Source organism: Sphingopyxis sp. 22461 (assembly GCF_052044915.1).
Classification (GTDB): domain Bacteria; phylum Pseudomonadota; class Alphaproteobacteria; order Sphingomonadales; family Sphingomonadaceae; genus Sphingopyxis.
In genome coordinates this window covers 204,910-229,457 of record NZ_JBQENY010000007.1, presented here as the reverse complement: position 1 = coordinate 229,457, position 24,548 = coordinate 204,910, and the positions used below count along the sequence as shown (strand labels likewise).

Sequence of the window (24,548 nt, the reverse complement as noted above, 5' to 3'; positions counted from 1 at the left end):
TAGCGCGTGGTCGCTGACCCGCTAGGCGATCAGAAAGATGCGCCCAGCGTAAAGACCACGGTTGGATCGTAAAGCGTATCGAGCGCCTTGATGCCCGACTTTTTGACGTCGGTGTCGATATATTGGACCGAGAAGGTCGCCGGCCCGGCGACGAAGGACGCGCCGACCGACCAGTCGATATATTTGCCGTCGGGCGACACAAGGCCGAGCGATCCGTCGTTATAGCCGACGCCCGCGGTCAGCGTGACCGGCGAGTTGGGAATGCCAAATCCGGCACCGAGGTTCAGGTAGATATTGTCCTCGTCGCCGAGCGAATTCTGCTTCGGCGCATAGGCCACCATACCGGTGACCGAGACGGGACCGATGTCGTGCGACAGCTTGCCGATGCCTTCGAAATAGTCGGTCGGCGCGCCGCCGTCATGGCTGCCCGGATAGGTGTAGTAGGTCACGCCGATGTCGGCCGTCGTGCCCGAGGCGATTTCGGTGTTGAAGCCCGCGTAGAGGTCGAGTTCGAACTTGCCATAGGCATCGCTGTCGGGGAGCGAGGAGCCCCAGACGCCGGCGTAGAGGCCGCTTTCATGGCTGAGGGTCAGCGTCGGCTGCACGGCGACCTTTTCGTTCGACAGCGAAATGCCGCGGAAGCGATAGTCCGAGGTGACCGCGATGCCACCCGAAAGCGTGAACGGGCCGCTGGCCGCTTCTTCTTCCTGGGCGAAGGCGGGCGTCGACAGGGCCGATGCGGCGAGCAGCATGCCGAAACACGCTTTGGTAAAAAACTTCATGGGTGATCCCCCTAAATAAAAAACGGATCGTCCCAGCCTGCCGTTGCGTGTTCACGCCTCTTCGTACGGGCCTGTAACGTCGAACGCGTATGAAATTGCCGATTTTGCTGCGACGCACAAACAAAAATTGCTCAACAGTTGCTAATCTGTGTCAAACTGTGTCTTTCGAGCAACAATCCGCCTCGCACACGCCGGGCTTTGCCAAGCGGCCCCCGGGCGGCTAAAGAGCGGCGCATATCTCCCTTTTTTGTCGAGCCCGCACCATGAGCGATCACAACCCCGGCCTGCGCCCCTGGCGCGACATTGCGCGGCGCGAATGCCGCCAGATCATGGTCGGCAATGTCCCCGTCGGCGGCGGCGCGCCGATCAGCGTGCAGACGATGACGAACACGCTGACCAGCGATCCGGTGGCAACGATCGACCAGATCCGCCGCTGCGAGGAAGCCGGCGCCGACCTGATCCGCGTCTCGTGCCCCGACGTCGAGTCGACCGCGGCGCTCGGCAAAATTGTCCGCGCGTCACGCATCCCGATCATCGCCGACATCCATTTCCACTATAAGCGCGCGCTCGAAGCCGCCGACGCCGGCGCCGCGTGCCTGCGCATCAACCCCGGCAATATCGGCTCATCCGAGCGTGTCGGCGAAGTCGTCCGCGCCGCGAAGGCGAACGGCTGCGCGATCCGCATCGGGGTCAACGCGGGCAGCCTCGAGAAAGACCTGCTCGAGAAATATGGCGAGCCATGCCCCGAGGCGCTCGTCGAAAGCGCGCTCGACCATATCAAGCTGCTCCAGGATCACGACTTCCACGACTATAAGGTCGCGGTGAAGGCGAGCGACGTCTTCCTCGCGGTCGCCGCCTATGCGCAGCTCGCCGACGCGGTCGACTGCCCGCTGCATCTCGGCATCACCGAAGCCGGCGGGCTGATCGGCGGCACGGTCAAATCGGCGCTCGGCATCGGCAACCTCCTGTGGGCGGGCATCGGCGACACGATCCGCGTCAGCCTCTCGGCCGAGCCCGAAGAGGAAGTGCGCGTCGGCTACGAAATCCTCAAATCGCTGGGCCTGCGCACCCGCGGCGTCCGCGTCGTCTCCTGCCCCAGCTGCGCGCGGCAGGGCTTCGACGTCATCCGCACCGTCCAGGCGCTCGAAGACGCGCTCAGCCACATCAAGACCCCGATGTCGCTCTCGGTCCTCGGCTGCGTCGTCAACGGCCCGGGAGAGGCGCGCGAAACCGACATCGGCATCACCGGCGGCGGCAATGGCAAGCATATGGTCTTTCTGTCGGGCGTCACCGACCATCATGTCGAGGACGCCGACATGATCAGCCACATCGTCAAGCTCGTCGAAGCGAAGGCGGCCGAGATCGACGCGGGCAGTTCGGTGAGCATGGACACGCTGCACGGCAAGGCGGCGTAAAGCTTTTTACATTCGTGTCAGCAGGGACTAGCCTCGCGCCATTCTGATCGAGGAGGCGAGACATGACCGCTAAGTTCGACGCCCTCGACCGGCTTGCCCAGCTCCTGCTGCTCATCGCCGCGGTCACGACGATCGCCAACGGCATCTTCATGCTGGTCAAGCCGCTCGACTGGTATGTCTTCGTGCCGACTGTCGTCACCACCGGCCCGCCCAACGCGCATTTCATCCGCGACATCGGGCTCGCCTATCTGGGGTCGGGGCTGATCCTGCTCTATGCGACCATCAACCCCTCGCTCCGCTGGCGCGCCGCCCTTGTCGGCGGGCTGTGGCTGACCTTCCACGGCCTGCTCCACATTTATGAAGTTGCCGCCGGCATCTGCGGTCCCGCGACCTTCTGGGCCGATGCGCCCGCGGTGATCGGCCAGCCCGCGCTTGTCATCATCGCGCTCGCGATCGTCTTTTCGCGCCGGAACGCGCGCGCCGACCTGCGCTAATCCGGAAGGCGCGTCAGCTGGGTGTAGGCGATGCGCCAGCGGTCGCCCTGCCTGACCCAGACATGGCCGATGCGCAGGCGGCGGCTCTCCGGCCGTCCGCGCTGCGTCCAGCGCAGCGTCATTAGCCCGCCCGTCACTGCCGCGTCGTCATCGACGCGATAGGTCGGTTGCTCGATCGTGAACGGTTCGATCCGGAAATCGGGCATTTCGAAATCGGCGAGGTAGGAGCGCTTGTCCTGCGTCGTCGCGTCGGAATTCACGAGCAGATAATCGTCGGTCACCAAGTCGCTTAGCGCAGCAATGTCCTTGGCCACCGTCGCGCGATTGTGGGCTTCCACCGCCTGCGCGAGATCGACGGGCAAGGCGGCCGCCGATTTCGCGCGCCGGTCGACCGCGATCCAGTTCACTTCCCATGTCGCGCCGTCGTCGGCGGAAAAAGCCTGCTCGAAGCGTGCTTCGTCGGCCGAGACCTGCGTGATGACGAACCGCACGCGGATCGGGCGCTCGCCCAGCTTGTCCACGCCATAAAAGACCCCTCGCCCGTCGGGGCCGAAACCGCCGACCACCGGCGGGGTCAACGCCCCGTCGCGCAGGCTGGCGAAGTTGAGGCTCCACCGGCGGGCACCAGGATCGTAAAGCCGCAGCGAGATGCCCTCGATCTTCCCCGCGGGCCCAGCAACCGACAGCTCGACGCTGTTCGCGCGGCCTTCCATCAGGCTTCGGACGAGGCTCGTGCCGCGATACTCGGCCCAGACCGGCGGCTTGCCCGAAAGCGGATTGCGCAACACACGCACCTCGGTTGCCCACGTCCCGATTTCGAAATCGAAATCGCGCTGACCGTCGCGGATGATCTGGGCGGGCAGAGCGACCGGCGCCGAATGCGCAATGGCGGAAACGCCCGCGCCCCCCACCAGCAACGCCAGCACCAGCAATCGCGCGCTCACCATCGGCATCGGCATCTCCCGTCGTTTGCGCCACCCTGTCGCCGTTCCTGATTACAGGGTGCCGGCGCGGCGGCAAGGGCGCACCTTCTCGCTGACCGGATAAGCGCCATTGCCCCCTGCCCTCCGCTCGTTAAAAGCGCCGCAACGTCCCCCTCAGCAGGATAGCCCGGTGACCCTTTCGATCCGCCCCGCCACCCCCGCCGACCTGCCGCTGATCGCGCAGTTCATCCGCGACCTCGCCGATTATGAAAAGCTCGCGCACGAAGTCCGCTTCGACGAGGCGAAGCTCGGCGAGAAATTGTTCGGCCCGCGCCCCTATGCCGAGGTGGTGATCGGCGAGATCGACGGAAGCCCACAGGGCTTCGCGCTCTTCTTCCACAATTTCTCGACCTTCGAGGGGCGCCCCGGCATCTATCTCGAAGATCTGTTCGTGCGCCCCGAAGCGCGCGGATCGGGGCTCGGCAAGGCGCTGCTCGCGCATCTCGCCAAGCTCTGCGTCGAACGCGACTGCGCGCGCCTCGAATGGTCGGTGCTCGACTGGAATGCCCCGGCGATCGGCTTTTACCAAAGCCTCAGCGCGAAGCTGATGGACGAATGGACGGTGATGCGCGTCGATGGCGATGCGCTGACGAAGCTCGCGACCTCCTAGATTTCGTCACCCCGGACTTGATCCGGGGTCCCGCTTCTTCAACGTGGCAAAGCGCGATGCCGGATCAAGTCCGGCATGATGAAAGAGGGAAGCTAGCGCGCCCCGCGCGGCTTCCGCCGTTCCATCGGCCAGCTCGGCATATGCGCGTCGGACAGCGTCTTCGCCTCCGCCGGCGCCACGCCGAGGTCGGTGAGCACGCGCACCAGCGCATCGGCGGGCGGGACCGCGATGTCGGGCAAAACGCCCTCGCCTTCCCAATCCTTGCCGGTCCCCGGATCATAGGTCCGCCCGACCGGAATGAAGGCGCCATAGCCGCCGCCCAGATCCTCGCCGCTGCCGAAATGATTGGCACCCGCAGTCGGCGCGCCGACCAAAGTGCCGCGCCCGGTATGCTTCATCGCGAGCGAGAAATGCTCGGCCGCCGACGCGCTCGCACCCGAGGTCAGCACATAGACTTTCGCATCGCGCAGCCGCGTGTCGGCGTTCGGCGTCGCCCAATGTTCGCGCGCCACCATGCCCGCGTCGCTCTTTACCACGCGCATCGACGGCAACCCGTCGATCGGCGAGCCGCCGCGCGCATCGACCGAGGCGCGTGTCGCCATCGTCACCAGCCGGGTCGGCTCGGCGAACAGCCACGGAAAGATCACGTCCATCTGGTCGAGCCCGCCGCCGTTATGCGTGCGGATGTCGAAGATGATCGCTTTCGCATCGGCATGGTCGGCCATGAATTTCGCGGCCTGCGCCGTCACCGCCGCGTCCATCGGAAAGACGTTGAAGCGGATGAAGGCGATCCCCGGCGCGATCCAGCCCGCCTGTTCGACGGGCACCTTCGGCGGGCGGCGCACGGGCGCGGCAGCGCCCGGCGCTGCGGCTGCCGGCGCGCCCGCGGCCTCGGGCGCGCGCAGGCGCAGATGGCCGTCGGGCGCGACGGCATTCACATCGGCATCGATCGCCTCCCCCAACGCGGGGCCGGAGAGCGCCTTGTAGCGCCCCGCCGCAATGCCCGCGCGGATCGCCGCGGCATAACGCTTGCCCGTCTCGGGATAGACATAGTCGCGTTCGAGCAAGGCCGCATATTTTTCGGCGACCGCATCGGCGCTTGCCTCGTCCGCCGCATAGGCAGGCGGGGGCGCCAGTACCGGCACGACCCCCATCCCGGCGGCAAGCAATAGCGCAGGCAAAATACGCGAAGAACGAATCATCCTCATCTCCAATCCAGCCCCGGCTGGAAGAAGGTGTATCATATCGGCAATACAGATCAACTACATTTGTAGTCGATCCGGATTATTTCTTCCGCGCGAACCAGAGCAGCACCGCCCCGACGACCGCGAGGATCACGCCGTTGCGGGTCCAGACCGTCTCGCCGAGCATGAAGCTGCTCGCCGGCCAGCGCACGATATCGAGCCCTTGGAGAATCCAGAGCCCGCCGACGAGGATCGCCGCGATGCCGACGATCGCCAAGACGCCCTTCAATGCTCCCATGTCGCCCTCCCTATTTGCTCTGCAATCCGATCAGCGGCCGCAGCCAGCCGATGTTGCGCCCGATAATGTAGAATAGCCAGCATCCCACTGTCGTCGTCACCACGAGGACGAGGAACGACGGTAACGCCGCGACGCCTGCTTGCAGCAGATACCAGCCGACAACGACGATGATCGTCTGATGGATGATGTAAAAGGGGAACACCGCCTCGGCGAGCGTTGTACGCGACGGGTGATCGCGGTTCCAGTAACGGTCGGCAATCCCGACCAAGGCGACGATCGTCGTCCAGCCCTGCACCAGATGCGCGATATCGAACGGCAGCGTGCCCCAGTCGGCGGGCTGCGCGCCGGTCAGCCAGAGGCACATGATCCATGCAACAACCCCGAAAGCGACCACCGCGATGGCCAGCGCCACGCGCCACCAGCGCGCCACCGCGCCGAACAGCTGCGGCCGCACCCGGAGCAGCCAGCCGGCAAGAAAGGGGATCAGATAGTGAAGATGCGACGGCCCGTCGTCGAACAGCGCGTGCGTCTCGTCATGGTCGGGGAAAGCGGCATCGATGAGCAGCCACGCCGCGAGCGGCCAGACGAGCAGACCAGCGCCGCCGAGCCACCGCGCCGCGCCGTCGGCGATCCGGGTCCGGATCGCGCCCGGCATCAGCGCCACGAGGATCGCGGCGAGCATCGTATAGACCCACAAATAGACGACGAACCACAGATGCTGCCACGTCGGCAGGACGATCCCTTCGAGCGATCCGAATCGAAAATAGTCATGGAGCCAGAAATGCAGGAAGCCATGCGTGTAGCCATGCTGGCCGACCAGCTCGATCCACGGCTGCGGCGGGATGATGACGATGATGCCGAAAGCGAGCGGGATCAGCAGCCGCGCGCTTCGTGACCGCGCAAAGGCGCCGCTGCCGCCAAGCTTCGCGAACAGCGCGGCGCTCGCATAACCCGACACGAGAAACAGCAGCGCGAGCCGCCAGCTGTTCGTCGCGAGCATCGGCAGCTGCACCCAGTTGATCGGCTGCGCGATCTTCACATGCCAGCCCCACGATACGAAATACATGCCGATATGATAGAGGATCAGCAGCCCGAACGCCCCGATCCGCAGCCAGTCCATGCCATGATGGCGTCCAGCGTTCATGGCAGCCTCTCCCGCCTTCCATTTCGTCATCCCGGCGAAGGCCGGGATCTCACCGTCGCGATGCAAACGCAAGGTCGAGATTCCGGCTTTCGCCGGAATGACGAATAGTTCTGCTATTTCACCACCCGCCACGCCAGCTCGGCAAACTCGCACAGCAACGGCCGCGTATCCCTTGGGTCGATAATATCCTCGACTCCGAATTTCTCCGCCGTGCGGAACGGCGAACGCACGCGATTGAGCCGCTCGCGGATCGCCTCCAGATGCGCCGCGGGATCCTCGGCGGCTTCGAGTTCGCTCTTGTAAGCGACCTCGACCCCGCCCTCGATCGGCAGGCTGCCCCAGTCGCCCGATGGCCATGCGAAGCGATACTGGAACCGCTCGGCGTTCGACATCGCGCTCCCCGCGATGCCATAGGCACGCCGCACCACGACCGAAGCCAGCGGCACTGTCGCGCGATAGATCGCATTCATCGCCTGCACCCCGTACCGGATCGTTCCCGTCCGCTCGGCCTCGCCGCCGATCATGAAGCCCGGGTTGTCGACGAGATGGACGATCGGCAGCCGGAACTGGTCGGCCATCTTCACGAAACGCTCGGCCTTCTCGCTCGTCTTCGCATCCCACGATCCGCCGAGGTACGACGGGTCGCTCGCGAGCACCGCGACCGGATAGCCGTCCAATCGCGCAAAGGCGGTGATCACCGCCCGCCCCCAGCGCGCGCCCATTTCGAAAAAACTGCTCTGATCGAACACCGCGCTGGTAATGCGCCGCATCGAATAGACCTGCTTCGCCTCGCGCGGCACCGCCGACAGCAGGCTCTCGTCGCGCCGGTCGACCGGATCGCTGCATTGGATCCGCAAAGCCCGATCATGGATCGACGAAGGCAGGTACGACAGGAACCGCCGCGCCGCCGCAAACGCGTCGGCCTCGCTCGCGACCTCGTCGTCGACGACGCCGTTGCGCGTATGCACGTCGCTGCCGCCCAGCTCCTCGCGGTCGAGCGTATCGCCGATCGCCGCCGCGACCGCGGGCCCCGCCGCGAACAGCTGCGACAGCCCGCGCACCATCACGCTGTAATGGCTCGCCACCACCCGCGCCGCACCCAGCCCCGCGGTCGGCCCCAAGGCCAGCGCCACCACCGGCACGGTATCGAGGTTCGCGATGATCTCGTCCCAGCCGGGCACGTGCGGAATATAGGTATAGCCCATATCTTCCAGCGTCTTGACCGACCCGCCGCCGCCGGTGCCGTCGATCATGCGGATCAGCGGCAGGCGATATTCATGCGCCATCGCCTCGCACTGGACGAACTTGCGGTGCAGCGCCGCATCGGCCGCGCCGCCGCGCACGGTGAAATCGTCGGCCGAGGCGACCACCGGCCGCCCGTCGACATTCGCGCGCCCGAAGATGAAATTGCTCGCCGCCAGATCCTCCAGCTCGCCGTCGGCGCCATAGCGCCCGCGCCCGGCGATCTTGCCGATCTCGCGAAAACTGCCTTCGTCGACGATCCCCGCGAGCCGCGCCCGCGCGTCCATTTTGCCGCGTCCGTGCTGGCGCGCGACCTTTTCCTCGCCGCCCATCTTCTCGGCCATCGCGCGGCGCTGCCCGAGTTCGTCGATCTCATTTTTCCAGCTCATGGCGCGAAGGCTATCTGACGTTGACGGAAACGTCATCCGAAACCTATCGTCGTAGCATGAACCGCCCGATCACCCTCGCCTTCACCGCCGCACTGCTCGCCCTGTCGCCCGCGATCGCCAGCGAACCGCGCACGATCCCGGGCGTCGCGGATGCTTACAGAAGCGACGCCTTCGACCCGAACCCGATGGCAGCGATCGACACTGCCCTCGCCAAAGCCAAACAGTCGGGCAAGCCCGTCCTCCTCGTGATGGGCACCGGCGGGTGTCACGACAGCGCGTGGCTCGCCAACCTCATCGCAACCGAGCGCTTCGCTCCGGTGCGGGGGCGCTACGAAATCGTCTATGCCGACATCGGCATGCCGCACATCCGCGGCTCGGGTCGCAATCCCGAGGTCGCCAAGCGCTTCGGCTTCCGGATCAAGGGCACGCCGACCGTCGCGATCCTCGATGCGAACGGCACCGTGCTCAACCGCAAGGCCGCCCCCAAATGGCGCAACGCCGCGAGCCGCAGCGACGACGAAATCTATAATGAACTGATGGGCTAGGGAGAGACTGATGGCCGACGGGATTCTTGCGGGGCGCGTCGCGCTCGTCACCGGCGCCTCGCGCGGGATCGGCCGCGGCATTGCGATCGGCCTCGCCGAAGCGGGCGCCGACGTCGCGGTCAACTACACCCGCGGCGAAGAAGCCGCCGCCGAAACCGTCGCCGCGATCGAAGCGCTCGGCCGCAAGGCAAAGGCCTATCAGGCGTCGGTCACCGACGAGGCCGCCTGCGCCGCGATGGTCGCCGCGATCGAGGCCGATTTCGGCCCCATGTCGATCCTGATCAACAACGCGGGCATCGCGAGCCGCGGCCTCGCGGTGGCCGACACGGCCCCCGAGGAAGTCGACAAGCTCTTCGCCGTCCACGCCGCCGGCCCGCACCGCCTCAGCCGCCTCGCGCTGCCCCAACTGCGTAGCCACGCGCGCAGCGACATCATCGTCACCTCGAGCATCGCGACCTATTCCCACTCACCCAACGGCGCGCCCTACACGATGGCCAAGGCCGCGGGCGAAGCGCTCGCCTACGCACTCGCCAAGGAGGAGCTCGGCAACGGCGTCCGCGTCAACATCGTCGCCCCCGCGCTTACCGTCAGCGACATGGGCGAGAAATTGTCGCGCGCGATCACCGGCAACGAGGACATCCACCACCTCGACACCAAAATGCCCTTCGGCCGCGTCGCCGTCCCCGCCGACGTCGCGGCGGCGGTGGTGTGGTTCGTCTCGAGCGCGAACAGCTATTGCTCGGGCCAGAAGCTCAACATCGACGGCGCCGGGCAAGCGACGTTTCGGTAGGATTCATCCTCCCTGTCGCGCAGCGATGGGGAGGGGGACCGCTTGCGAAGCAAGTGGTGGAGGGGCCGCGACGTCGCGCCATAGGCCCCTCCGTCAGCCCTTCGGGCTGCCACCTCCCCATGGCTGCGCCACAGGGAGGATCTTTGCCCCATATCTTTCTCCCCCAAGGGGAGAAGGCAAGGTACAGCCCCCGTCATGCGTCCCGATTCGGCCTCTCCCGTCATCCCCTTCCTGATCGCCTGTGCGGGCATCGCGACCTTTTCGGCGATGGACGTGCTGATGAAGGGGCTGTCGATCGACATCGGCGCCTATAACGCCGTGCTCTGGCGCACCGGCACCGGCACGCTCCTCGCGGGCGCGCTCTATGTTGCGAGCCGCCCCAAATGGCCCGGCAAGGCGACGATGCAGATCCATGCGTGGCGCTCGCTGTTCGTCGCCGGGATGGCGCTCTGCTTCTTCTGGGCGCTCGCGCGGCTGCCGATGGCCGAGGCGATCGCGCTCGCTTTCGTCGCGCCGCTGATGGCGCTCTATATGGCCGCGATCTTTCTGGGTGAGAAGATCGGCCCGCGCTCGATCGCGGCGTCGATGCTCGGCCTTTGCGGGGTGATCGTGATCGTCGCGGGAAAACTCGGCGGCAGCGATTATTCGGACGAAGCCTTGTGGGCGGTCGGCGCAGTGTTCCTCTCGGCGATCTTCTACGCCTACAACCTCATCCTCGCGCGGCGGCAGGCGAAAATGGCCGAACCGATGGAGATCGCCTTCTTCCAGAATTTTTTCGTCGCCGCGATCCTCACGCTCGGCGCGCCATGGTTCATCGCCGTTCCTGCCGCGGGCCATGCGCCGCACATCCTCGGCGCCGCGATCCTCGCGACCACCTCGCTCCTGCTGTTGAGCTGGGCCTATGCCCGCGCCGAGACGCAGATTCTTGCGACGACCGAATATACCGGCTTCCTGTGGGCGATGGTCTTCGGCTGGTTCTTCTTCGACGAAGCCGTCACGCTGCCGACGTTCGCCGGTGCGCTGCTGATCGTCGCCGCCTGCCTGATCGTCGCGCGCAAGGCACCGCACGGCGACCCGATCGAGCCCGCGGCGGCTTAGTCTCCCTCCCATAAATGGGAGGGGAGAAGTTAAACCGCCGCCCTCGCCAACCGGTCATTGATCGCCGCGCCCAGCCCCTCCACCGGGATCGCCGCCACGGCGATCTTCGCCTTCGCGCTCGCCGCGCCGGCATGCAGCGCATCGAACAACCGCGCCGCTGCCTCGGTCAGATCGCCTGCCGCGCTCAGATCATAGTCCCCCGCGATCGCACCGAACCCGATGCCATACTCGGCGTCGGCAAACTCGGTCGCCCCCAGCCGCACCGGCTTGCCCGGCGCATAATGGCTCGCAAGCATCCCCGGCGCGACGATGTCCGATCCCTTCACGCCCGTCACCGCCATCCCGCTCGCCGCCGCGAGCATATCCGCCGTCACCGGCCCCGGCCGCAAGATTTCGACCGCGCCATCCTTCACCCGCGCGATCGTCGACTCCACGCCCGCCATCGTCGGCCCGTCGTCGATCACCAGCGTGATCCGTCCGTCGAGGCTCGCCAGCACATGCTCGGCTTTTGTCGGGCTCACCCGCCCGCTGGCATTCGCGCTCGGCGCCGCGAGCGGTGCGCCCGTCTCCGCCAGCAACGCCTGCATCGCGCGATGCCCCGGCACCCTTATCGCAATCGTATCGAGCCCTGCCGTCGCGATACTCGCCACCGGACAGTCATCAGTACGCGGCACCACCAACGTCAGCGGCCCCGGCCAGAAGCGCGCCGCGAGCGCCCGCTCGACCGCACCGAATACGCCCAGCGCCTCGGCAGCCGCCAGGTCCGGCACATGCACGATCAACGGATTAAAATCGGGCCGGCCCTTCGCGGCATAAATCCGCGCAACCGCTTTCGGATTGCGTGCATCGGCGGCGAGGCCATAGACCGTCTCGGTCGGCACCGCGACCGGCCAACCCTCCCCGATCAGCCCCGCGGCGCGCGCCATCGCCTCCGCCCCAAAGCGGCGGATATCGGTCGTCATGCGCGTTTGACCATCAGCCATGCCGCGCTATAGCGCCCGCGCAACGATATTCACCAGGAAAGTCGGCTCCCATGACTTACACGCCGCCCACCACCGAACAGCTTTTCGTCCTCAACCATATCGCACGCGTCGACGCGATGGCGAGCCACGAGCGCTTCGCCGCCGCGACGCCCGACATGGTCGAGGCGATCGTCACCGGCATCGGCGAGTTCGCCGCCGACGTCTATGCTCCGCTCAACCGCGTCGGCGACACGGTCAATCCCAAGTGGGACAATGGCAAGGTCACGATGCCCCCGGGGTTCAGGCAAGCGTACAAGCAGTTCGTCGAGGCGGGCTGGGGCAGCATCGACGGCCCCGGCGACTATGGCGGACAGGACCTGCCCTTCACCCTCGCGACGGTGGTGATCGAGGCGCTCGGCAGCGCGAACATGGGCTTTTCGCTGTGCAGCATCCTCACCCCCGGCGCGATCCACGCGCTGATGGCCTATGGCACCGAGGCACAGCGCCAGACCTGGCTTCCCAAGCTGATCACCGGCGAATGGAACGGCACGATGAACCTGACCGAGCCTGCCGCGGGCAGCGACGTCGGCGCGCTGCGCTCGACCGCCGAAAAGGTCACCGAGGGCGAGCATGCCGGACTCTACAGGATCAAGGGGCAAAAGATCTTCATCACCTTCGGCGAGCATGATCTCACCGATAATATCGTCCACCTCGTCCTCGCGCGCACCCCCGGCGCGCCCGAGGGGACGCGCGGCATCTCGCTCTTCCTCGTCCCCAAATACCGCCTCGATGCGGACGGCAAGCCGGCGCACTCGAACGGCGTCCACTGCGCCTCGATCGAGCACAAGCTCGGCATCCACGGCTCGCCAACCGCGGTGATGGTCTATGGCGAGGACGAAGACTGCCTCGGCGAGATCGTCGGCGACGAAATGGGCGGCATGCGCGCGATGTTCGTGATGATGAACAATGCGCGGCTGATGATCGGCTGCCAAGGCATCCAGATCGGCGAACGCGCGACGCAGCAGGCGCAGCGCTTCGCCGCCGAGCGCGTCCAGTCGTCGCTCGCGGGCTCGCCCGACCGCACCCCGGTGACGATCGACCAGCACCCCGACGTCCGCCGCATGCTGTGGCGGATGCGTGCGCAGACCGAGGCCGCGCGCGCCCTCACTTATTACGCCGCGGCGCAGATCGATTTCGGCAAGCTCGGCGACGAAGCCGCCGCGATGCGCGCCGACATCCTCATCCCGCTGGTGAAGGCGCACGCGACCGACATCGGCTGCGAGGTCGCGAGCCTCGGCGTGCAGGTGCACGGCGGCATGGGCTTCATCGAGGAAACCGGCGCCGCGCAGCATTATCGCGACGCGCGCATCGCCCCGATCTACGAAGGCACCAACGGCATCCAGGCCGCCGATCTCGTCGGGCGCAAGCTCGGCATGGCGGGGGGCGATCTTGTCCGCGGCCTCATCGACGATATCGCACACGGCGCCGCCGATTTCCCCGAGCTGCAGCAGCTCGTCGACGCGTGCCGCGCGGTCACGGACTGGATGGTCGGCGCGAACACCGGCGACCGGCTCGCGGGCAGCTATCCCTATCTCACGATGCTCGCGACGGCGACGTGCGGATGGCTGATGGCGATCCAGCACAGAGCCGCGCGCGCTGCGCTCGAAGAGGGCAATGGCGACCGTGCCTTCCTCGAAGCGAAGATCGTCTCGACACGATTCTACCTCGAACAGATCGTCCCTGCGGCGACCGGCCTCGCCGCTTCGGCGCTCGCCGGCGACGCGGCGCTGGAGCCGCTGCCCGTGATCGCCTGAAACACTTGGAATCCTGCGCCTGATGCTCCGGCGCGCGGCGCAGGATTTCATTCATAATTAACGCGATGATAACCATCTGGGACTAGGCACGGCCGGCAATTGCTGGAGACGTGCGTGCCCATCCCGGTCAAAAGTCTGATCATCAGCTGGCGAACCATCGCACTGTCGCTGCTCATCACGCTGGCGGTGGGCATTTCGTCGGCTGGCGAAATCGCCGACCGGGTGCTCGATGCGGTCGTCGGCCGTCTCGCCAATCGCGCGGTTACCGGGCAGGTCGTTGTGGTCGCGCTCGACGAGCGCACAATGGCGCAATCGCCCAACCGCAACTTTTCGATGACGCAATATGCAAACGTGGTCGACGCCGCGAACCGGGCCGGCGCCAAGCGCCTCCTGATCGATTTCTATTTCGACCGGCGGGAGGCGGACCGCGACTTCCCGCTATTCGTCGATGCGGTAAGGAATATGGGCGACCGCGTGGTGCTCGCCGTCTCGACGCGCCAGGTCCCCGGCAGCGACGAAAAAGTTACGACCTTTCCCAGCAAGCAATTTGGCCGCGATGTTCCCATGGCGAGCATCGCCATCGAAAGCGAGTTTTGGCAGGTCTGGAGCGCTCCGATCGCTTATCGCGCCGAAGGGCGGCTGCTTCCGACATTTGCCGCGATCATTGCCGGCCGGCATAGCGATACGCCGAAGAGCTTTCGCCTCGATCTCGGCTACAACACCCGGACAATCCCGGAGTATAGCGCAGTTGATCTGCTTTCGGGCAAGGTGGGCACGCGTGAACTGGCTGGCAAGGATGTGATCTTTGCCCCGACCGCGCCCAGCTTTCAGGATTATTTCTATCTGCCGGGGCATAATCGCATTCCCGGCGGCTTCCTTCACGTCATCGCCGCGGAAACGCTGAAGCGCGGAAATCCCGTCGACATCGGCTGGATTCCCCCGCTGCTATTCGCTGTCGCGGCGATCGGACTGGCGCTGCTCCCCCGCTTTCAACGCGCCTTCGCTCCGATCGCCCTAGGCACAACGGCCACCCTCATCGGCGGCAAGATCTTCCTCGGCACCATGCTCGTCACCTCGTGGATCGGCGCCGCGCTCTTCTTCATCGCCGCTATCGCCGCCAACGTGTCGCGCACCCGCCGCCGCGCTTCCGCACAACGCGAAAATCCGGTCTCGGGCCTGCCGAATTTCGAGGCGCTGCGGTCGCAAGCAGCGTTCGGCAGCGCGACCGTCGTCGCGGCGAAGGTCGTCAATTTCGAGGATCTCGCCGCTTTCATTCCGGGCGACGGTATCGCCAAGCTCGTCGAACAAGTCACACGCCGCCTCCAGCTCGCCTCGCAGGGCACGACGCTGCACCACGATCTCGACGGCACCTTCGCCTGGCTCGTCCCCTATTATCAGCACAGCCAGATCGAAGGGCAACTCGCGGGGCTTGCCGCGCTGTTCAACGCGCCGCTGACGATCGGCGAGCTGCGTGTCGACGTCGCGATCGCCTTCGGGGTCAACGACGAGTTCGAAGGGTCGAACGCCCAGCGCCTCGCCGCGGCGCTCGTCGCCGCCGAGCGCGCGATCCGCACGCGCTCGCTGTGGACCAAATATACTTCGCGCCAGAAAGAGGACGCCGGCTGGCAATTGAGCTTCCACTCGCAGCTTGAGGACGCATTGACCGGCGGCGACATCTGGGTCGCCTTCCAGCCGCAATATCAGATCGCGACGCGGCAGCTCGTCGGGGTCGAGGCGCTCGCGCGCTGGACGCACCCGACGCGCGGACCGATCCCGCCCGACGAGTTCATCGTCCAGGCCGAAAAGAGCCAGGACATCTATCGCCTCACCTTGTTCGTGATGGATCAGGCGATCCGCTCGGCCGCGCAGCTGCGCGAACGCGGGCTTCCGATCAACATGTCGGTTAACTTGTCGGCGAGCCTGCTCGACCACAGCGACCTCGTCGGCACGATCCGCGTCATGCTCACCGCACATCACCTGCCGCCCGAGGTTTTGACGATCGAGATCACCGAAACCGCGCAGATCGAAAACAGCCGCCAGGCGCGCCAGACGCTCGCCCAGCTCCGCCGCACCGGCATCCGCCTGTCGATCGACGATTATGGCACCGGCCAGTCAAACCTCGAATATCTAACCGAGATCGAGGCCGACGAAATCAAGATCGACAAGCGATTCGTGATGACGATGCGCGATTCGCAGCGGAACCTCGAAGTCGTCAAATCGACGATCGATCTCGCGCACCGCCTCGGCGCCGTCGCGGTCGCCGAAGGCATCGAAGACGCCGAAACCATGGCGCTTCTCGCCGGCCTCGGCTGCGATGTCGGACAGGGCTATCATCTTGGAAAACCTCAACTGTTTTCCGAACTAACCGCAACGCTCGCCGCGCCTCCCAAAGACCGCACCGCATAGCTGCCAAACTGGCAGCAATGCTTATAGTTAAGACTCGATTTACCTTACTAATTAAGGTATATGCTCCGTTAACTGTTCCTCGTGGGCAGTGCGAACAGGAGATTTATCATGGGTTGGTTTTGGCAATTCCTGGGCGGCACCGGTACGGACAGTGCTGGCGGTCAGGCCTAAGCAGAATTAGGTTTCAGGAGGGGCTCCGGCATCGCCGGGGCCCTTTCTTTTTGTCCAAAACCCGCATGACGGCCGCCGCGGAATGACCGCTTGCCGGTGCGGTGATCCGCACCGGAAGGGCGTTACCGGCGTCGCCTTTCGCTCCGGTCTTCCCATTCAAAAAATTCCGCTTTTTGATCCGGCGACGCCAATCGCTCCGCAAACCCGCGGAAAGGCTGGCGCGGCGCCTCGCGCTCGTGCATCTGCCGCGACGAGACGAATCAAATTATCGACGAATTGAGTCCCCAATCTGTCATTTAGCGTCTTGCATCGCGGCGCCGACGTGGCACTATAGGTGGTGGGTCACACACGGGGGCACCCCAAGAAATAGTATTCGGCTGCAACTGGCGGATTTCCGTCGTCCATCCCATATGGACACGGGAAAACCCTCCCTGCGCCCAAAAAAAGTGCCCACGGGGACAGGTTTAGATGCTAAGACCGGGGCTTCGCCCTGAGTCGAACAAGACAGGAACAAAGCGCACCAGTTGCGCGTTCAAATCGGGGGCGAATAAGATGGATTTTCGGGAAACGGAACGGGTGGAGACGAGCGACGTGGCGACGGCGGAACTGACGAAGAATGAAGCCCCCGTGGCACCCGAATCGACGGGTGAATCGGCTCCCGATGCGGCGCCCGCGGCAAAGCTCAACGACAGCAGCGAGCCCAAGGTCCACGCGCGCCGATTCGAGGTCGTGACCGACCGCAGCCGCGACGCGCTGCTCACCGACTTCGGCAAGGAAACGCTCGAGGATCGTTACCTGCTGCCCGGCGAATCGTACCAGGATCTCTTCGCGCGCGTCGCCGACGCCTATGCCGATGATCAGGACCACGCGCAGCGCCTGTACGACTATATCTCGAAGCTGTGGTTCATGCCCGCGACCCCCGTTCTCTCGAACGGCGGCACCGGCCGCGGCCTGCCGATCAGCTGCTATCTGAACTCGGTCGACGACAGCCTCGAAGGCATCGTCGGCACGTGGAACGAGAATGTCTGGCTCGCGAGCCGCGGCGGCGGCATCGGCACCTATTGGGGCGCGGTGCGCGGCATCGGCGAACCCGTCGGCCTCAACGGCAAGACCAGCGGCATCATTCCTTTCGTCCGCGTGATGGACTCGCTCACCCTCGCGATCTCGCAGGGCAGCCTCCGCCGCGGCTCGGCCGCCTGCTACCTCGACGTCTCGCACCCCGAGATCGAGGAGTTCCTCGAGGTCCGCAAACCCTCGGGCGACTTCAACCGCAAGGCGCTCAATCTCCACCACGGTGTGCTCATCACCGACGAGTTCATGGAGGCCGTCCGCGACGGCGCCGAATTCAACCTGCGCAGCCCGAAGGACCAGAGCGTCCGCGGCACCGTCGACGCGCGCTCGCTGTTCCAGAAGCTCGTCGAAACGCGCCTCGCGACCGGCGAGCCCTACATCATCTTCATCGATCAGGTGAACCGCATGATGCCCAAGCATCATCGCGACCTCGGCCTCAAGGTCACCACCTCGAACCTCTGCAGCGAAATCACGCTGCCGACGGGCCGCGACCATCTCGGCAACGATCGCACCGCGGTCTGCTGCCTCTCGTCCTTGAACCTCGAAACCTGGGACGAGTGGAACGGCGACAAGGTCTTCATCGAGGATGTGATGCGCATGCTCGATAATGTCCTCCAGGACTATATCGACCGCGCCCCGCCCGAAATGGCGCGCGCCAAATATAGCGCGAGCCGCGAACGCTCGGTCGGCCTCGGCGTGATGGGCTTCCACAGCTTCCTCCAGGCACGCGGCCTGCCGTTCGAGGGTGCGATGGCGAAGTCGTCGAACCTCCGCGTCTTCAAGCATATCCGCGCGCAGGTCGATCAGGCGTCGATGCTGCTCGCCAAGGAACGCGGCCCCTGCCCCGACGCCGCCGATCAGGGCGTGATGGAGCGCTTCAGCTGCAAGATGGCGATCGCGCCGACCGCGTCGATCAGCATCATCTGCGGCGGCACCAGCGCGTGCATCGAGCCGATCCCGGCGAACATCTACACGCACAAGACGCTGTCGGGCAGCTTCTCGATCCGCAACCCGCACTTGGAAGCCCTGCTCGTCGACAAGGCGAAGAACAGCGACAATGTGTGGAACTCGATCCTCGAAAAGGGCGGCAGCGTCCAGCACCTCGACTTCCTGACGCAGGACGAGAAGGACTGCTACAAGACGAGCTTCGAGATCGACCAGCGCTGGCTGCTCGAACTCGCCGCCGATCGTACGCCCTATATCGACCAGGCGGCGTCGCTGAACCTCTTCATCCCGGCGGACGTCGAGAAATGGGATCTGCTGATGCTCCACTATCGCGCGTGGGAACTCGGCATCAAATCGCTCTATTACCTGCGGTCCAAGTCGGTGCAGCGCGCCGGTTTCGCGGGCGGGGTCGAAGCCGACAACACCGCCGAGGCGCCCGTGTATCAGTTGGAGAGCACCGACTACGACGAGTGCCTGGCCTGCCAATAAGACGGCACTCCCCCTTCCTGTCATTCCCGCGAAAGCGGGAACCCAGGGCGGGGTCACGCAACACTGGGTCCCCGCTTTCGCGGGGATGACGAAGCAAAAGACCGAGGAAGCCCGCCATGCCGTTGTTAGAAGCCCGCAACACCTACAAGCCCTTCGAATATCCCTGGGCGTTCGATTTCTGGAAGCGCCAGCAGCAGATCCACTGGGTTCCCGAGGAAGTGCCGCTGGGCGAGGATTGCCGCGACTGGGCGCAGAAGATTTCGGACCACGAACGCAACCTGCTCACGCAGATTTTCCGCTTCTTCACGCAGGCCGATATCGAGGTGCAGGATTGCTACCACGACAAATATGGCCGCGTGTTCAAGCCGACCGAAATCAAGATGATGCTGACAGCATTCAGCAACATGGAAACCGTGCACATCGCGGCTTACTCGCACCTGCTCGACACAATCGGCATGCCCGAAAGCGAATATGGCATGTTCCTCGAATATGACGAGATGCGCGCCAAGCACGACTATATGCAGCAGTTCGGCGTCGACAATGACGAGGACATTGCGCGCACGCTCGCGATGTTCGGCGGCTTTACCGAAGGGCTCCAGCTCTTCGCCAGCTTCGCGATGCTGATGAACTTCCCGCGCTTCAACAAGATGAAGGGCATGGGCCAGATCGTCAGCTGGTCGATCCGCGACGAAAGCCTCCACTGCGAAGGCATCATCAAGCTGTTCCACACCTTCACCAAGGAACGCGGCTGTCTGACCAAGGCGGTGAAGGAAGACATCATCGACACCTGCCAGAAGACGGTGCGGCTCGAGGATGCATTCATCGACCTGGCGTTCGAACAGGGCCCCGTCCCCGGCATGACGCCGAAGGAGATCAAGCGCTACATCCGCTACATCGCCGACTGGCGCCTCGGACAGCTCGGGTTCCAGCCGATCTACATGATCGACGAACACCCGCTCCCCTGGCTCGCCCCGCTGCTCAACGGCGTCGAGCACGCCAACTTCTTCGAAACGCGCGCGACCGAATACAGCAAGGGCGCGACGCGCGGCGACTGGAACAGCGTCTGGACCAGCTTCGACAGCCGCAAGAAGGCGAAGAACAGCGAAGACGCGAGCCCGGTCAACGACGCCGAAAGCGACGGCGAAGACATGTTCAAACAAGCCGGCATCGCCGCCGAATAATGTCTTCCTGAAAACCCCTCCCGCCTGCGGGAGGGGCAGCGAGACTTGGGAGCTTGCTCCCTAGTCGCAGCGGGGAGGGCCACAAACGCCAAACCCCGCAGCGACCCAGATAAAACAAGGCCAACCAAATGACCGAAAAACAGAAACTCATCATCCTCAGCCAGCCGCAGCGCACGACGCTCGAAGGTCTGTCGAACCGCCGCCCCCAACTCCCCACCGACCCGATCCGCGACGAACTCGTCACGCTGGGCCTCGTCGTGAAGCAGGGCGCCAAATGGGCGCTGACCCCGCAGGGCAAGAAGGTGCTGGCGGCGAGCTCGAACCGGCGCAACTCGGGCGGGTTTTCGGTTTGAGAACCGATAAAACGACGCTGGATGTAACATCGACTTAGAAATCGCGGCGGGGTGAGATTCCGATGAACCAGCGCATGGTAAATGAGCTGTTAAAGTCTCAGTATTCAGAAAACTATCGGCGCGCAGAATCTCTAAAGAATGAATTAGTTTCTCAAATTCATTCCATAATTAGCCGTGAAAAGATAACACTCGGCGTCCCGCTCGAACATCGAGTAAAATCTTGGGATTCTATAGAAGAAAAATTTGATAGAAAATCGATAGAATTACCAGACATACGAGACTTGTCTGATCTTATAGGTATAAGGATAATTACGCTTTTCGAGAAAGACGCACAAAGGTTTGAGGATATATTCAGGGAATCTTTTGACGTTATAGATTTCGAATATACTGGCTCGAGACTCTCAGACAGCCAGTTTGGCTATCAATCTCGCCATTTTGTCGCGAAGATTAAATCAGAATGGGAAAATGTTCCAACTTTGAAGGGCATGACTGACTTTAAGTTTGAAGTGCAGGTGCGTACCTTGGCTCAGCACATCTGGGCAGCGGCGTCGCACAAGCTCCAGTACAAACGAGAAGACGCTGTGCCTCAAGGCTTGAAACGCTCTATCCATAGAATTTCGGCTTTGTTGGAAACGGTTGATTTAGAATTAGCCAGATTGCAGCAAGAGCGCGAGACTTATGACCAGACGGCAAAGAACATAGTCAGTGAGCCGAATGATTTAAATGTAGAAACCGTTAGAGCCGTGATGTCAGAAATATGGCCGAACGACAACGCTGATGATGACGAAAACTATGACGAAATTCTAAAAGAACTATCTGTATTAGAAATCAATGATAGCAAAATATTTGCTGACATTCTAAAAAGTAACAAGGACTCCGTCGTTTTTGATGACAAGCAGAGGGCATTGTCTGAAATTCCAACCGATTCCAGAGAGGAAGACAGAAGAAACAGGGGTGTTTATTACACCTTAACCGGCTTAACTAGAATGGCTCTTTCCAGAGAATTCGGCGAAAAATATGATGAGATGCTTTTGGTAGAATACAAGTAGAATACACCGAAGGGCGCACTGTCTCCCCAATTCTTGGTCCCATTCAGGCGTCAAGATGCCGGATCAAGTCCGGCATGACGATCCGAAGAGAAGCATCCGATCCGACCCAATCTTCGTCACCCCGGACTTGATCCGGGGTCCATCGCCGCCCTAGCCTCCATCCCATGCACGCCGACTTCCAGCCCTGCGTCTATACCATGGCGAGCGCGTGGCACGGCACGCTCTACACCGGCGTCACCTCCCATCTGATCCAGCGCGTGTGCCAGCATCGGGGCGGCAGCTTCGACGGCTTCACAAAACGATACGGCGTCAAAACGCTCGTCTGGTTCGAACTCGCCGGGACGATGCACGCCGCGATCACGCGCGAGAAGCAGATCAAGAACTGGCAGCGCAAGTGGAAGATCGAACTGATCGAGACGGCGAACCCGGAATGGCGCGATTTGGCGGAGGAATTGGGATTGTCTCCGTTGGGCGGGTGACACCTCGCCCTCCTTCGTCATGCCGGACTTGATCCGGCATCCATTCTACGGCCGCCTTATGGACCCCGGATCAAGTCCGGGGTGACAAAAAGAGACGTGGGTCCGCAAGCCCCTCAATGCACCGTAACCGGCCGCATCACCCCGCCCACACGCGCGACCGCGAACATCACGCCGTCGCGCACCACCTCGGGCGGGCCTTCGAGCATATAGAGCTTCATCAGCTCGCGCGTGACCTCGCTGTCGTCGTCGACGACCAGCCGGAGCGAATCCAGCCCCATATTGCCGCGCGCCACCACCACATCGCGCACCAGCGCGAGCGGCCATTGGGCACTCGCGCCGCGATAGAGCGTCACCCCGTCGTGGCGCAGATAATCGCCGCGCCGCCGCCACATGCCGATGATATAGGCCCAGACGCCGAGCACCGCCGCGATCCCGAGCAGCAGCAGCGGCTGCCCGAACACCATGTTCCAAAAGGCATCGACCGGATCGCCGCCCCAGTCGAGCCGCACCAGCAAGACGCCGAGCAGCACCGCGCAGGCGAACTGCCACCCCACCAGCGGCGCCGCGCGCAGCCGTGCCACCACCACCATTTTCCGGTCCCCGTTTGTCATCGCGGCCTAAATAGGCATCGCCGCCCCGCCGCGCTACCCCGCCCCGACTCATGCCCTTTCGCGCCGATGCGAAACAGGACCGCGCGCGCCTTTCCTACATAACCGCCGCGTGCCAGCCTTGCGCCCCTCGCTCTTTGAACCGTTGAAATCCGCAGCCGCTCCGCGGCGCGAAGCATCGCACCCGCGCGCGACCTTCGCGACCTTTCGCCCGGGCGCTCCGTGGGCGATCTTTGCGATCTTCGCGCCGCCCGCTTTTCCCACTCTCCTGGCGCCAAAAGCGTGCGCACGGGGAGGCGACGAGCGGGCGCCGCGACGCCGCAAAGGGAACCTACGGGCGCAGCATCCGTAATTATTGCAGCACAACACAGATTCGCCCAATCGCCCAAGGAGTCGAGATCATCGAGACCAGAATCCTCATTGCCTACGGTCTGATCCTGTTGCTGGTCGCGGCGGGCATCGCAGGCATCGCGTTCCTGCGCCACAACCGCCACGACCGCAGGATCGCCCGCCAGCGCGCGCGCGAACAGGTGCGCCGCGACGAGCGGCGCGACGCGGCGTCCCGACCGGACTAACCGCCCCTGCCGCGCGACGGATCGCCGCCCCCCGCGCCGGATCCTTGCTATACTCCGGCGCGAAAGGAGAAAGCCCATGCAGGCTGTAACCGAAGGCGACCGCCGCAAGGAGGTTCGCGTCCTCCTCGATCAGATCCAGGCGCACCCCGAACGCGACTGGACCGCGGCGCGCCAGCGCCTCGCAACGCTCAATAAATTGATCGCGGGGCCGCCCGGAAAACCGCCCCGTCCGCAACCGCATTAGCCACTCGTCGCGCACGCGCGGCGGTCCGTCGCAATGCGCCAAACGCAATGCAACAATCGGACATTGCACAAGTTTCTCCAGCCAAGGCATCGGCGACGCCCCCTTCCCCCCCGCGGGGCGCGCCGATGCCTGACCCAAATCCCCTGACTCAAGTCCCACGACGGAGACAGACATGCGCAAAGCATTTCCCCTTCTGACGGTCGCCCCCGCCCTCCTCGCCTTCCCCGCGCTCGCGCAGACCGCGTCCGCACCGGCCCCCGCGCAGCTCGCCCCCGACGGCAGCGCCAACATCAATCTGGTCGGCAAGGTCGGGCTGAAGGGCGGCGCGGTCGATGCCGCGGTCGATGGCGTCACCAACCCCGTCGGCGGCACCGTCGATCGCGTCGACAGCACGGTCGGCAAGGCCGTCGATACCGCGAATCTGACCCTCGCAACGCGCGAACAGGTGCGCGCGGGCGCCGAACTTTACGATACCGGCGGCAACAGCGTCGGAACGGTGCAGAGCGTCGAAGGCGACACCGCGGTCGTGGTGCGCGGCGGCAAGCTCTACAATGTGCCGATCGCCCAGATCTATCACGGCGCGGTGGGTGCGACCCACGGCCTCGTCACCAAATTGTCGAGCGCCGAAATCCAGGCGCGCACCACCGCCGCGATCGAATCGCGCTGACATATCGGGACTAGCCGCGGCGACCCCTTGCAATAAGGGACGTGGCCGCGCTGGGGGGAGCCGGGTGCACTCGGCTCCCCGCCTTGAAAATTAGGAGACCGCATCGCGCCAGCGATCGGGGAGGGAGCCGGGACACCGGCTCCCTTTCGTCGTTATGCCGCACCCGCAAACGAAAATGGCCCGCCCCAGGGGAGGGGGCGGGCCAGTTCGGTGCCGGCGCGCCCGATTGCGCCGCCGGCCCTCTGTTATCTCGCCTAAACTATTCGGCCTCTTCGAACAGGTCGACCGCGTTCGCGGCGTTCGCCGACAGGCGGACCGTGTCGCCCTCGACCGCCGCGACCAGACCCGCGGGCAGGTAATGATGCTTGCCGTCGCCGCTGTCGGCCTTGGTCAGCTTGATGCGCTCGCCGTCGAGATGGTCGACGGTGCCGACGTGGACGCCGTCGGCGCCGACAACGTTCAGGCCTTCCTTGATCGCGCTATGGTCATGCTCTGCCATGGTCATTCTCCTTGCCGCTCCGGGAGGGGGGAGCTTGACCATCATACGCACAGAAAAGCGA

Annotated in this window: 25 protein-coding genes; 16 read left to right on the top strand and 9 right to left on the bottom strand. The window is 64.4% G+C overall.

Annotation, left to right across the window (positions count from 1 at the left end; genetic code table 11):
* Positions 1-29 precede the first annotated feature (29 nt).
* Positions 30-782: a TorF family putative porin gene (locus ACTJI5_RS13605; protein WP_440860692.1), complete on the bottom strand. Its 753-nt coding sequence runs from the start codon at positions 780-782 to the stop codon at positions 30-32.
* Positions 783-1,045: 263 nt separating this feature from the next.
* Here ACTJI5_RS13605 and ispG point away from each other — a divergent pair, with 263 nt between their 5' ends.
* Both ispG and ACTJI5_RS13595 read left to right on the top strand, forming a co-directional pair.
* On the top strand, positions 1,046-2,197 hold the full coding sequence (ispG, locus tag ACTJI5_RS13600; RefSeq protein WP_248457267.1) for a flavodoxin-dependent (E)-4-hydroxy-3-methylbut-2-enyl-diphosphate synthase: 1,152 nt from the start codon (positions 1,046-1,048) through the stop codon (positions 2,195-2,197).
* Positions 2,198-2,259: 62 nt separating this feature from the next.
* Positions 2,260-2,691: a hypothetical protein gene (locus ACTJI5_RS13595; RefSeq protein WP_440860691.1), complete on the top strand. Its 432-nt coding sequence runs from the start codon at positions 2,260-2,262 to the stop codon at positions 2,689-2,691.
* On the opposite strand, the gene ACTJI5_RS13590 is transcribed toward ACTJI5_RS13595, so the two are convergent.
* Entirely contained in the window at positions 2,688-3,644 is a 957-nt protein-coding gene (locus ACTJI5_RS13590) for a nuclear transport factor 2 family protein (protein ID WP_440860690.1), read from the bottom strand. The two genes, ACTJI5_RS13595 and ACTJI5_RS13590, sit on opposite strands and share 4 nt — an antisense overlap.
* Positions 3,645-3,804: 160 nt before the next feature.
* On the opposite strand from ACTJI5_RS13590, the gene ACTJI5_RS13585 reads away from it, so the two are divergent.
* A complete protein-coding gene (locus ACTJI5_RS13585; protein WP_058537389.1) occupies positions 3,805-4,284 on the top strand; it encodes a GNAT family N-acetyltransferase in 480 nt (159 codons plus the stop codon).
* A gap of 92 nt (positions 4,285-4,376) precedes the next feature.
* Here the strand turns inward: ACTJI5_RS13585 and ACTJI5_RS13580 are convergent, their stop codons facing one another.
* From ACTJI5_RS13580 to ACTJI5_RS13565, 4 genes are all read right to left on the bottom strand, one after another.
* Positions 4,377-5,486, bottom strand: a complete 1,110-nt coding sequence (locus tag ACTJI5_RS13580) for a S41 family peptidase (protein WP_440860689.1) — start codon at positions 5,484-5,486, stop codon at positions 4,377-4,379.
* An 82-nt stretch (positions 5,487-5,568) separates the two neighbouring features.
* Positions 5,569-5,766 carry a hypothetical protein gene (locus tag ACTJI5_RS13575; RefSeq protein ID WP_440860688.1) on the bottom strand — a complete coding sequence of 66 codons (198 nt, stop codon included), beginning with the start codon at positions 5,764-5,766 and terminating at the stop codon, positions 5,569-5,571.
* Between the two features lie 10 nt (positions 5,767-5,776).
* Positions 5,777-6,910: an acyltransferase family protein gene (locus tag ACTJI5_RS13570; protein WP_440860687.1), complete on the bottom strand. Its 1,134-nt coding sequence runs from the start codon at positions 6,908-6,910 to the stop codon at positions 5,777-5,779.
* 113 nt (positions 6,911-7,023) lie between these two features.
* The gene (locus ACTJI5_RS13565) at positions 7,024-8,541 is read right to left on the bottom strand and encodes an acyl-CoA carboxylase subunit beta (protein WP_440860686.1); all 1,518 of its coding nucleotides are present in this window, start codon (positions 8,539-8,541) and stop codon (positions 7,024-7,026) included.
* Between the two features lie 20 nt (positions 8,542-8,561).
* On the opposite strand from ACTJI5_RS13565, the gene ACTJI5_RS13560 reads away from it, so the two are divergent.
* The 3 genes from ACTJI5_RS13560 (at position 8,562) to ACTJI5_RS13550 (ending at position 10,974) form a co-directional block, all read left to right on the top strand.
* Positions 8,562-9,086 carry a thioredoxin family protein gene (locus ACTJI5_RS13560; protein ID WP_440860685.1) on the top strand — a complete coding sequence of 175 codons (525 nt, stop codon included), beginning with the start codon at positions 8,562-8,564 and terminating at the stop codon, positions 9,084-9,086.
* Positions 9,087-9,096: 10 nt separating this feature from the next.
* Positions 9,097-9,876, top strand: a complete 780-nt coding sequence (locus ACTJI5_RS13555; protein WP_440860684.1) for an SDR family NAD(P)-dependent oxidoreductase — start codon at positions 9,097-9,099, stop codon at positions 9,874-9,876.
* A 195-nt stretch (positions 9,877-10,071) separates the two neighbouring features.
* A complete protein-coding gene (locus tag ACTJI5_RS13550; protein ID WP_440860683.1) occupies positions 10,072-10,974 on the top strand; it encodes a DMT family transporter in 903 nt (300 codons plus the stop codon).
* 29 nt (positions 10,975-11,003) lie between these two features.
* Here the strand turns inward: ACTJI5_RS13550 and ACTJI5_RS13545 are convergent, their stop codons facing one another.
* The gene (locus tag ACTJI5_RS13545; RefSeq protein WP_440860682.1) at positions 11,004-11,957 is read right to left on the bottom strand and encodes an L-threonylcarbamoyladenylate synthase; all 954 of its coding nucleotides are present in this window, start codon (positions 11,955-11,957) and stop codon (positions 11,004-11,006) included.
* A 50-nt stretch (positions 11,958-12,007) separates the two neighbouring features.
* On the opposite strand from ACTJI5_RS13545, the gene ACTJI5_RS13540 reads away from it, so the two are divergent.
* The 7 genes from ACTJI5_RS13540 to ACTJI5_RS13510 all read left to right on the top strand — a co-directional run bounded on the left by ACTJI5_RS13540 (position 12,008) and on the right by ACTJI5_RS13510 (position 21,894).
* Positions 12,008-13,750: an acyl-CoA dehydrogenase gene (locus ACTJI5_RS13540; protein ID WP_440860681.1), complete on the top strand. Its 1,743-nt coding sequence runs from the start codon at positions 12,008-12,010 to the stop codon at positions 13,748-13,750.
* A gap of 114 nt (positions 13,751-13,864) precedes the next feature.
* Positions 13,865-16,156 (top strand): EAL domain-containing protein, encoded by a 2,292-nt coding sequence (locus ACTJI5_RS13535; protein WP_440860680.1) that lies wholly within the window; start codon positions 13,865-13,867, stop codon positions 16,154-16,156.
* 723 nt (positions 16,157-16,879) lie between these two features.
* A complete protein-coding gene (locus ACTJI5_RS13530) occupies positions 16,880-18,832 on the top strand; it encodes a ribonucleoside-diphosphate reductase subunit alpha (RefSeq protein ID WP_439510992.1) in 1,953 nt (650 codons plus the stop codon).
* A gap of 116 nt (positions 18,833-18,948) precedes the next feature.
* Entirely contained in the window at positions 18,949-20,013 is a 1,065-nt protein-coding gene (locus ACTJI5_RS13525) for a ribonucleotide-diphosphate reductase subunit beta (RefSeq protein WP_310255164.1), read from the top strand.
* A 128-nt stretch (positions 20,014-20,141) separates the two neighbouring features.
* Entirely contained in the window at positions 20,142-20,366 is a 225-nt protein-coding gene (locus ACTJI5_RS13520) for a hypothetical protein (RefSeq protein WP_440860679.1), read from the top strand.
* A 62-nt stretch (positions 20,367-20,428) separates the two neighbouring features.
* Entirely contained in the window at positions 20,429-21,415 is a 987-nt protein-coding gene (locus ACTJI5_RS13515) for a GTP pyrophosphokinase (protein ID WP_440860678.1), read from the top strand.
* Positions 21,416-21,579: 164 nt separating this feature from the next.
* Positions 21,580-21,894 carry a GIY-YIG nuclease family protein gene (locus ACTJI5_RS13510; RefSeq protein ID WP_440860677.1) on the top strand — a complete coding sequence of 105 codons (315 nt, stop codon included), beginning with the start codon at positions 21,580-21,582 and terminating at the stop codon, positions 21,892-21,894.
* A gap of 113 nt (positions 21,895-22,007) precedes the next feature.
* On the opposite strand, the gene ACTJI5_RS13505 is transcribed toward ACTJI5_RS13510, so the two are convergent.
* On the bottom strand, positions 22,008-22,484 hold the full coding sequence (locus ACTJI5_RS13505; RefSeq protein WP_440860676.1) for a hypothetical protein: 477 nt from the start codon (positions 22,482-22,484) through the stop codon (positions 22,008-22,010).
* A gap of 251 nt (positions 22,485-22,735) precedes the next feature.
* Between ACTJI5_RS13505 and ACTJI5_RS13500 the strand changes: the two genes are divergently transcribed.
* From ACTJI5_RS13500 to ACTJI5_RS13490, 3 genes are all read left to right on the top strand, one after another.
* Complete coding sequence (locus ACTJI5_RS13500) at positions 22,736-23,077, top strand: hypothetical protein (protein WP_440860675.1); 342 nt, start codon at positions 22,736-22,738, stop codon at positions 23,075-23,077.
* Between the two features lie 76 nt (positions 23,078-23,153).
* On the top strand, positions 23,154-23,321 hold the full coding sequence (locus ACTJI5_RS13495) for a hypothetical protein (RefSeq protein ID WP_171013687.1): 168 nt from the start codon (positions 23,154-23,156) through the stop codon (positions 23,319-23,321).
* Between the two features lie 172 nt (positions 23,322-23,493).
* Entirely contained in the window at positions 23,494-23,988 is a 495-nt protein-coding gene (locus ACTJI5_RS13490; protein WP_440860674.1) for a hypothetical protein, read from the top strand.
* A 259-nt stretch (positions 23,989-24,247) separates the two neighbouring features.
* On the opposite strand, the gene ACTJI5_RS13485 is transcribed toward ACTJI5_RS13490, so the two are convergent.
* Positions 24,248-24,487, bottom strand: coding sequence for a DUF2171 domain-containing protein (locus tag ACTJI5_RS13485; protein WP_058539995.1), 240 nt, complete (start codon positions 24,485-24,487; stop codon positions 24,248-24,250).
* Between the last annotated feature and the right edge of the window lie 61 nt (positions 24,488-24,548).

Bases quoted from the DNA above. Each gene is read 5' to 3' on its own strand.
- ACTJI5_RS13605 (WP_440860692.1), bottom strand. From the start codon at position 782: ATGAAGTTTTTTACCAAAGCGTGTTTCGGCATGCTGCTCGCCGCATCG.
- ispG (WP_248457267.1), top strand. From the start codon at position 1,046: ATGAGCGATCACAACCCCGGCCTGCGCCCCTGGCGCGACATTGCGCGG.
- ACTJI5_RS13595 (WP_440860691.1), top strand. From the start codon at position 2,260: ATGACCGCTAAGTTCGACGCCCTCGACCGGCTTGCCCAGCTCCTGCTG.
- ACTJI5_RS13590 (WP_440860690.1), bottom strand. From the start codon at position 3,644: ATGCCGATGGTGAGCGCGCGATTGCTGGTGCTGGCGTTGCTGGTGGGG.
- ACTJI5_RS13580 (WP_440860689.1), bottom strand. From the start codon at position 5,486: ATGATTCGTTCTTCGCGTATTTTGCCTGCGCTATTGCTTGCCGCCGGG.
- ACTJI5_RS13575 (WP_440860688.1), bottom strand. From the start codon at position 5,766: ATGGGAGCATTGAAGGGCGTCTTGGCGATCGTCGGCATCGCGGCGATC.
- ACTJI5_RS13570 (WP_440860687.1), bottom strand. From the start codon at position 6,910: ATGAACGCTGGACGCCATCATGGCATGGACTGGCTGCGGATCGGGGCG.
- ACTJI5_RS13565 (WP_440860686.1), bottom strand. From the start codon at position 8,541: ATGAGCTGGAAAAATGAGATCGACGAACTCGGGCAGCGCCGCGCGATG.
- ACTJI5_RS13555 (WP_440860684.1), top strand. From the start codon at position 9,097: ATGGCCGACGGGATTCTTGCGGGGCGCGTCGCGCTCGTCACCGGCGCC.
- ACTJI5_RS13550 (WP_440860683.1), top strand. From the start codon at position 10,072: ATGCGTCCCGATTCGGCCTCTCCCGTCATCCCCTTCCTGATCGCCTGT.
- ACTJI5_RS13545 (WP_440860682.1), bottom strand. From the start codon at position 11,957: ATGGCTGATGGTCAAACGCGCATGACGACCGATATCCGCCGCTTTGGG.
- ACTJI5_RS13540 (WP_440860681.1), top strand. From the start codon at position 12,008: ATGACTTACACGCCGCCCACCACCGAACAGCTTTTCGTCCTCAACCAT.
- ACTJI5_RS13530 (WP_439510992.1), top strand. From the start codon at position 16,880: ATGGATTTTCGGGAAACGGAACGGGTGGAGACGAGCGACGTGGCGACG.
- ACTJI5_RS13525 (WP_310255164.1), top strand. From the start codon at position 18,949: ATGCCGTTGTTAGAAGCCCGCAACACCTACAAGCCCTTCGAATATCCC.
- ACTJI5_RS13520 (WP_440860679.1), top strand. From the start codon at position 20,142: ATGACCGAAAAACAGAAACTCATCATCCTCAGCCAGCCGCAGCGCACG.
- ACTJI5_RS13515 (WP_440860678.1), top strand. From the start codon at position 20,429: ATGAACCAGCGCATGGTAAATGAGCTGTTAAAGTCTCAGTATTCAGAA.
- ACTJI5_RS13510 (WP_440860677.1), top strand. From the start codon at position 21,580: ATGCACGCCGACTTCCAGCCCTGCGTCTATACCATGGCGAGCGCGTGG.
- ACTJI5_RS13505 (WP_440860676.1), bottom strand. From the start codon at position 22,484: ATGGTGGTGGTGGCACGGCTGCGCGCGGCGCCGCTGGTGGGGTGGCAG.
- ACTJI5_RS13495 (WP_171013687.1), top strand. From the start codon at position 23,154: ATGCAGGCTGTAACCGAAGGCGACCGCCGCAAGGAGGTTCGCGTCCTC.
- ACTJI5_RS13490 (WP_440860674.1), top strand. From the start codon at position 23,494: ATGCGCAAAGCATTTCCCCTTCTGACGGTCGCCCCCGCCCTCCTCGCC.
- ACTJI5_RS13485 (WP_058539995.1), bottom strand. From the start codon at position 24,487: ATGGCAGAGCATGACCATAGCGCGATCAAGGAAGGCCTGAACGTTGTC.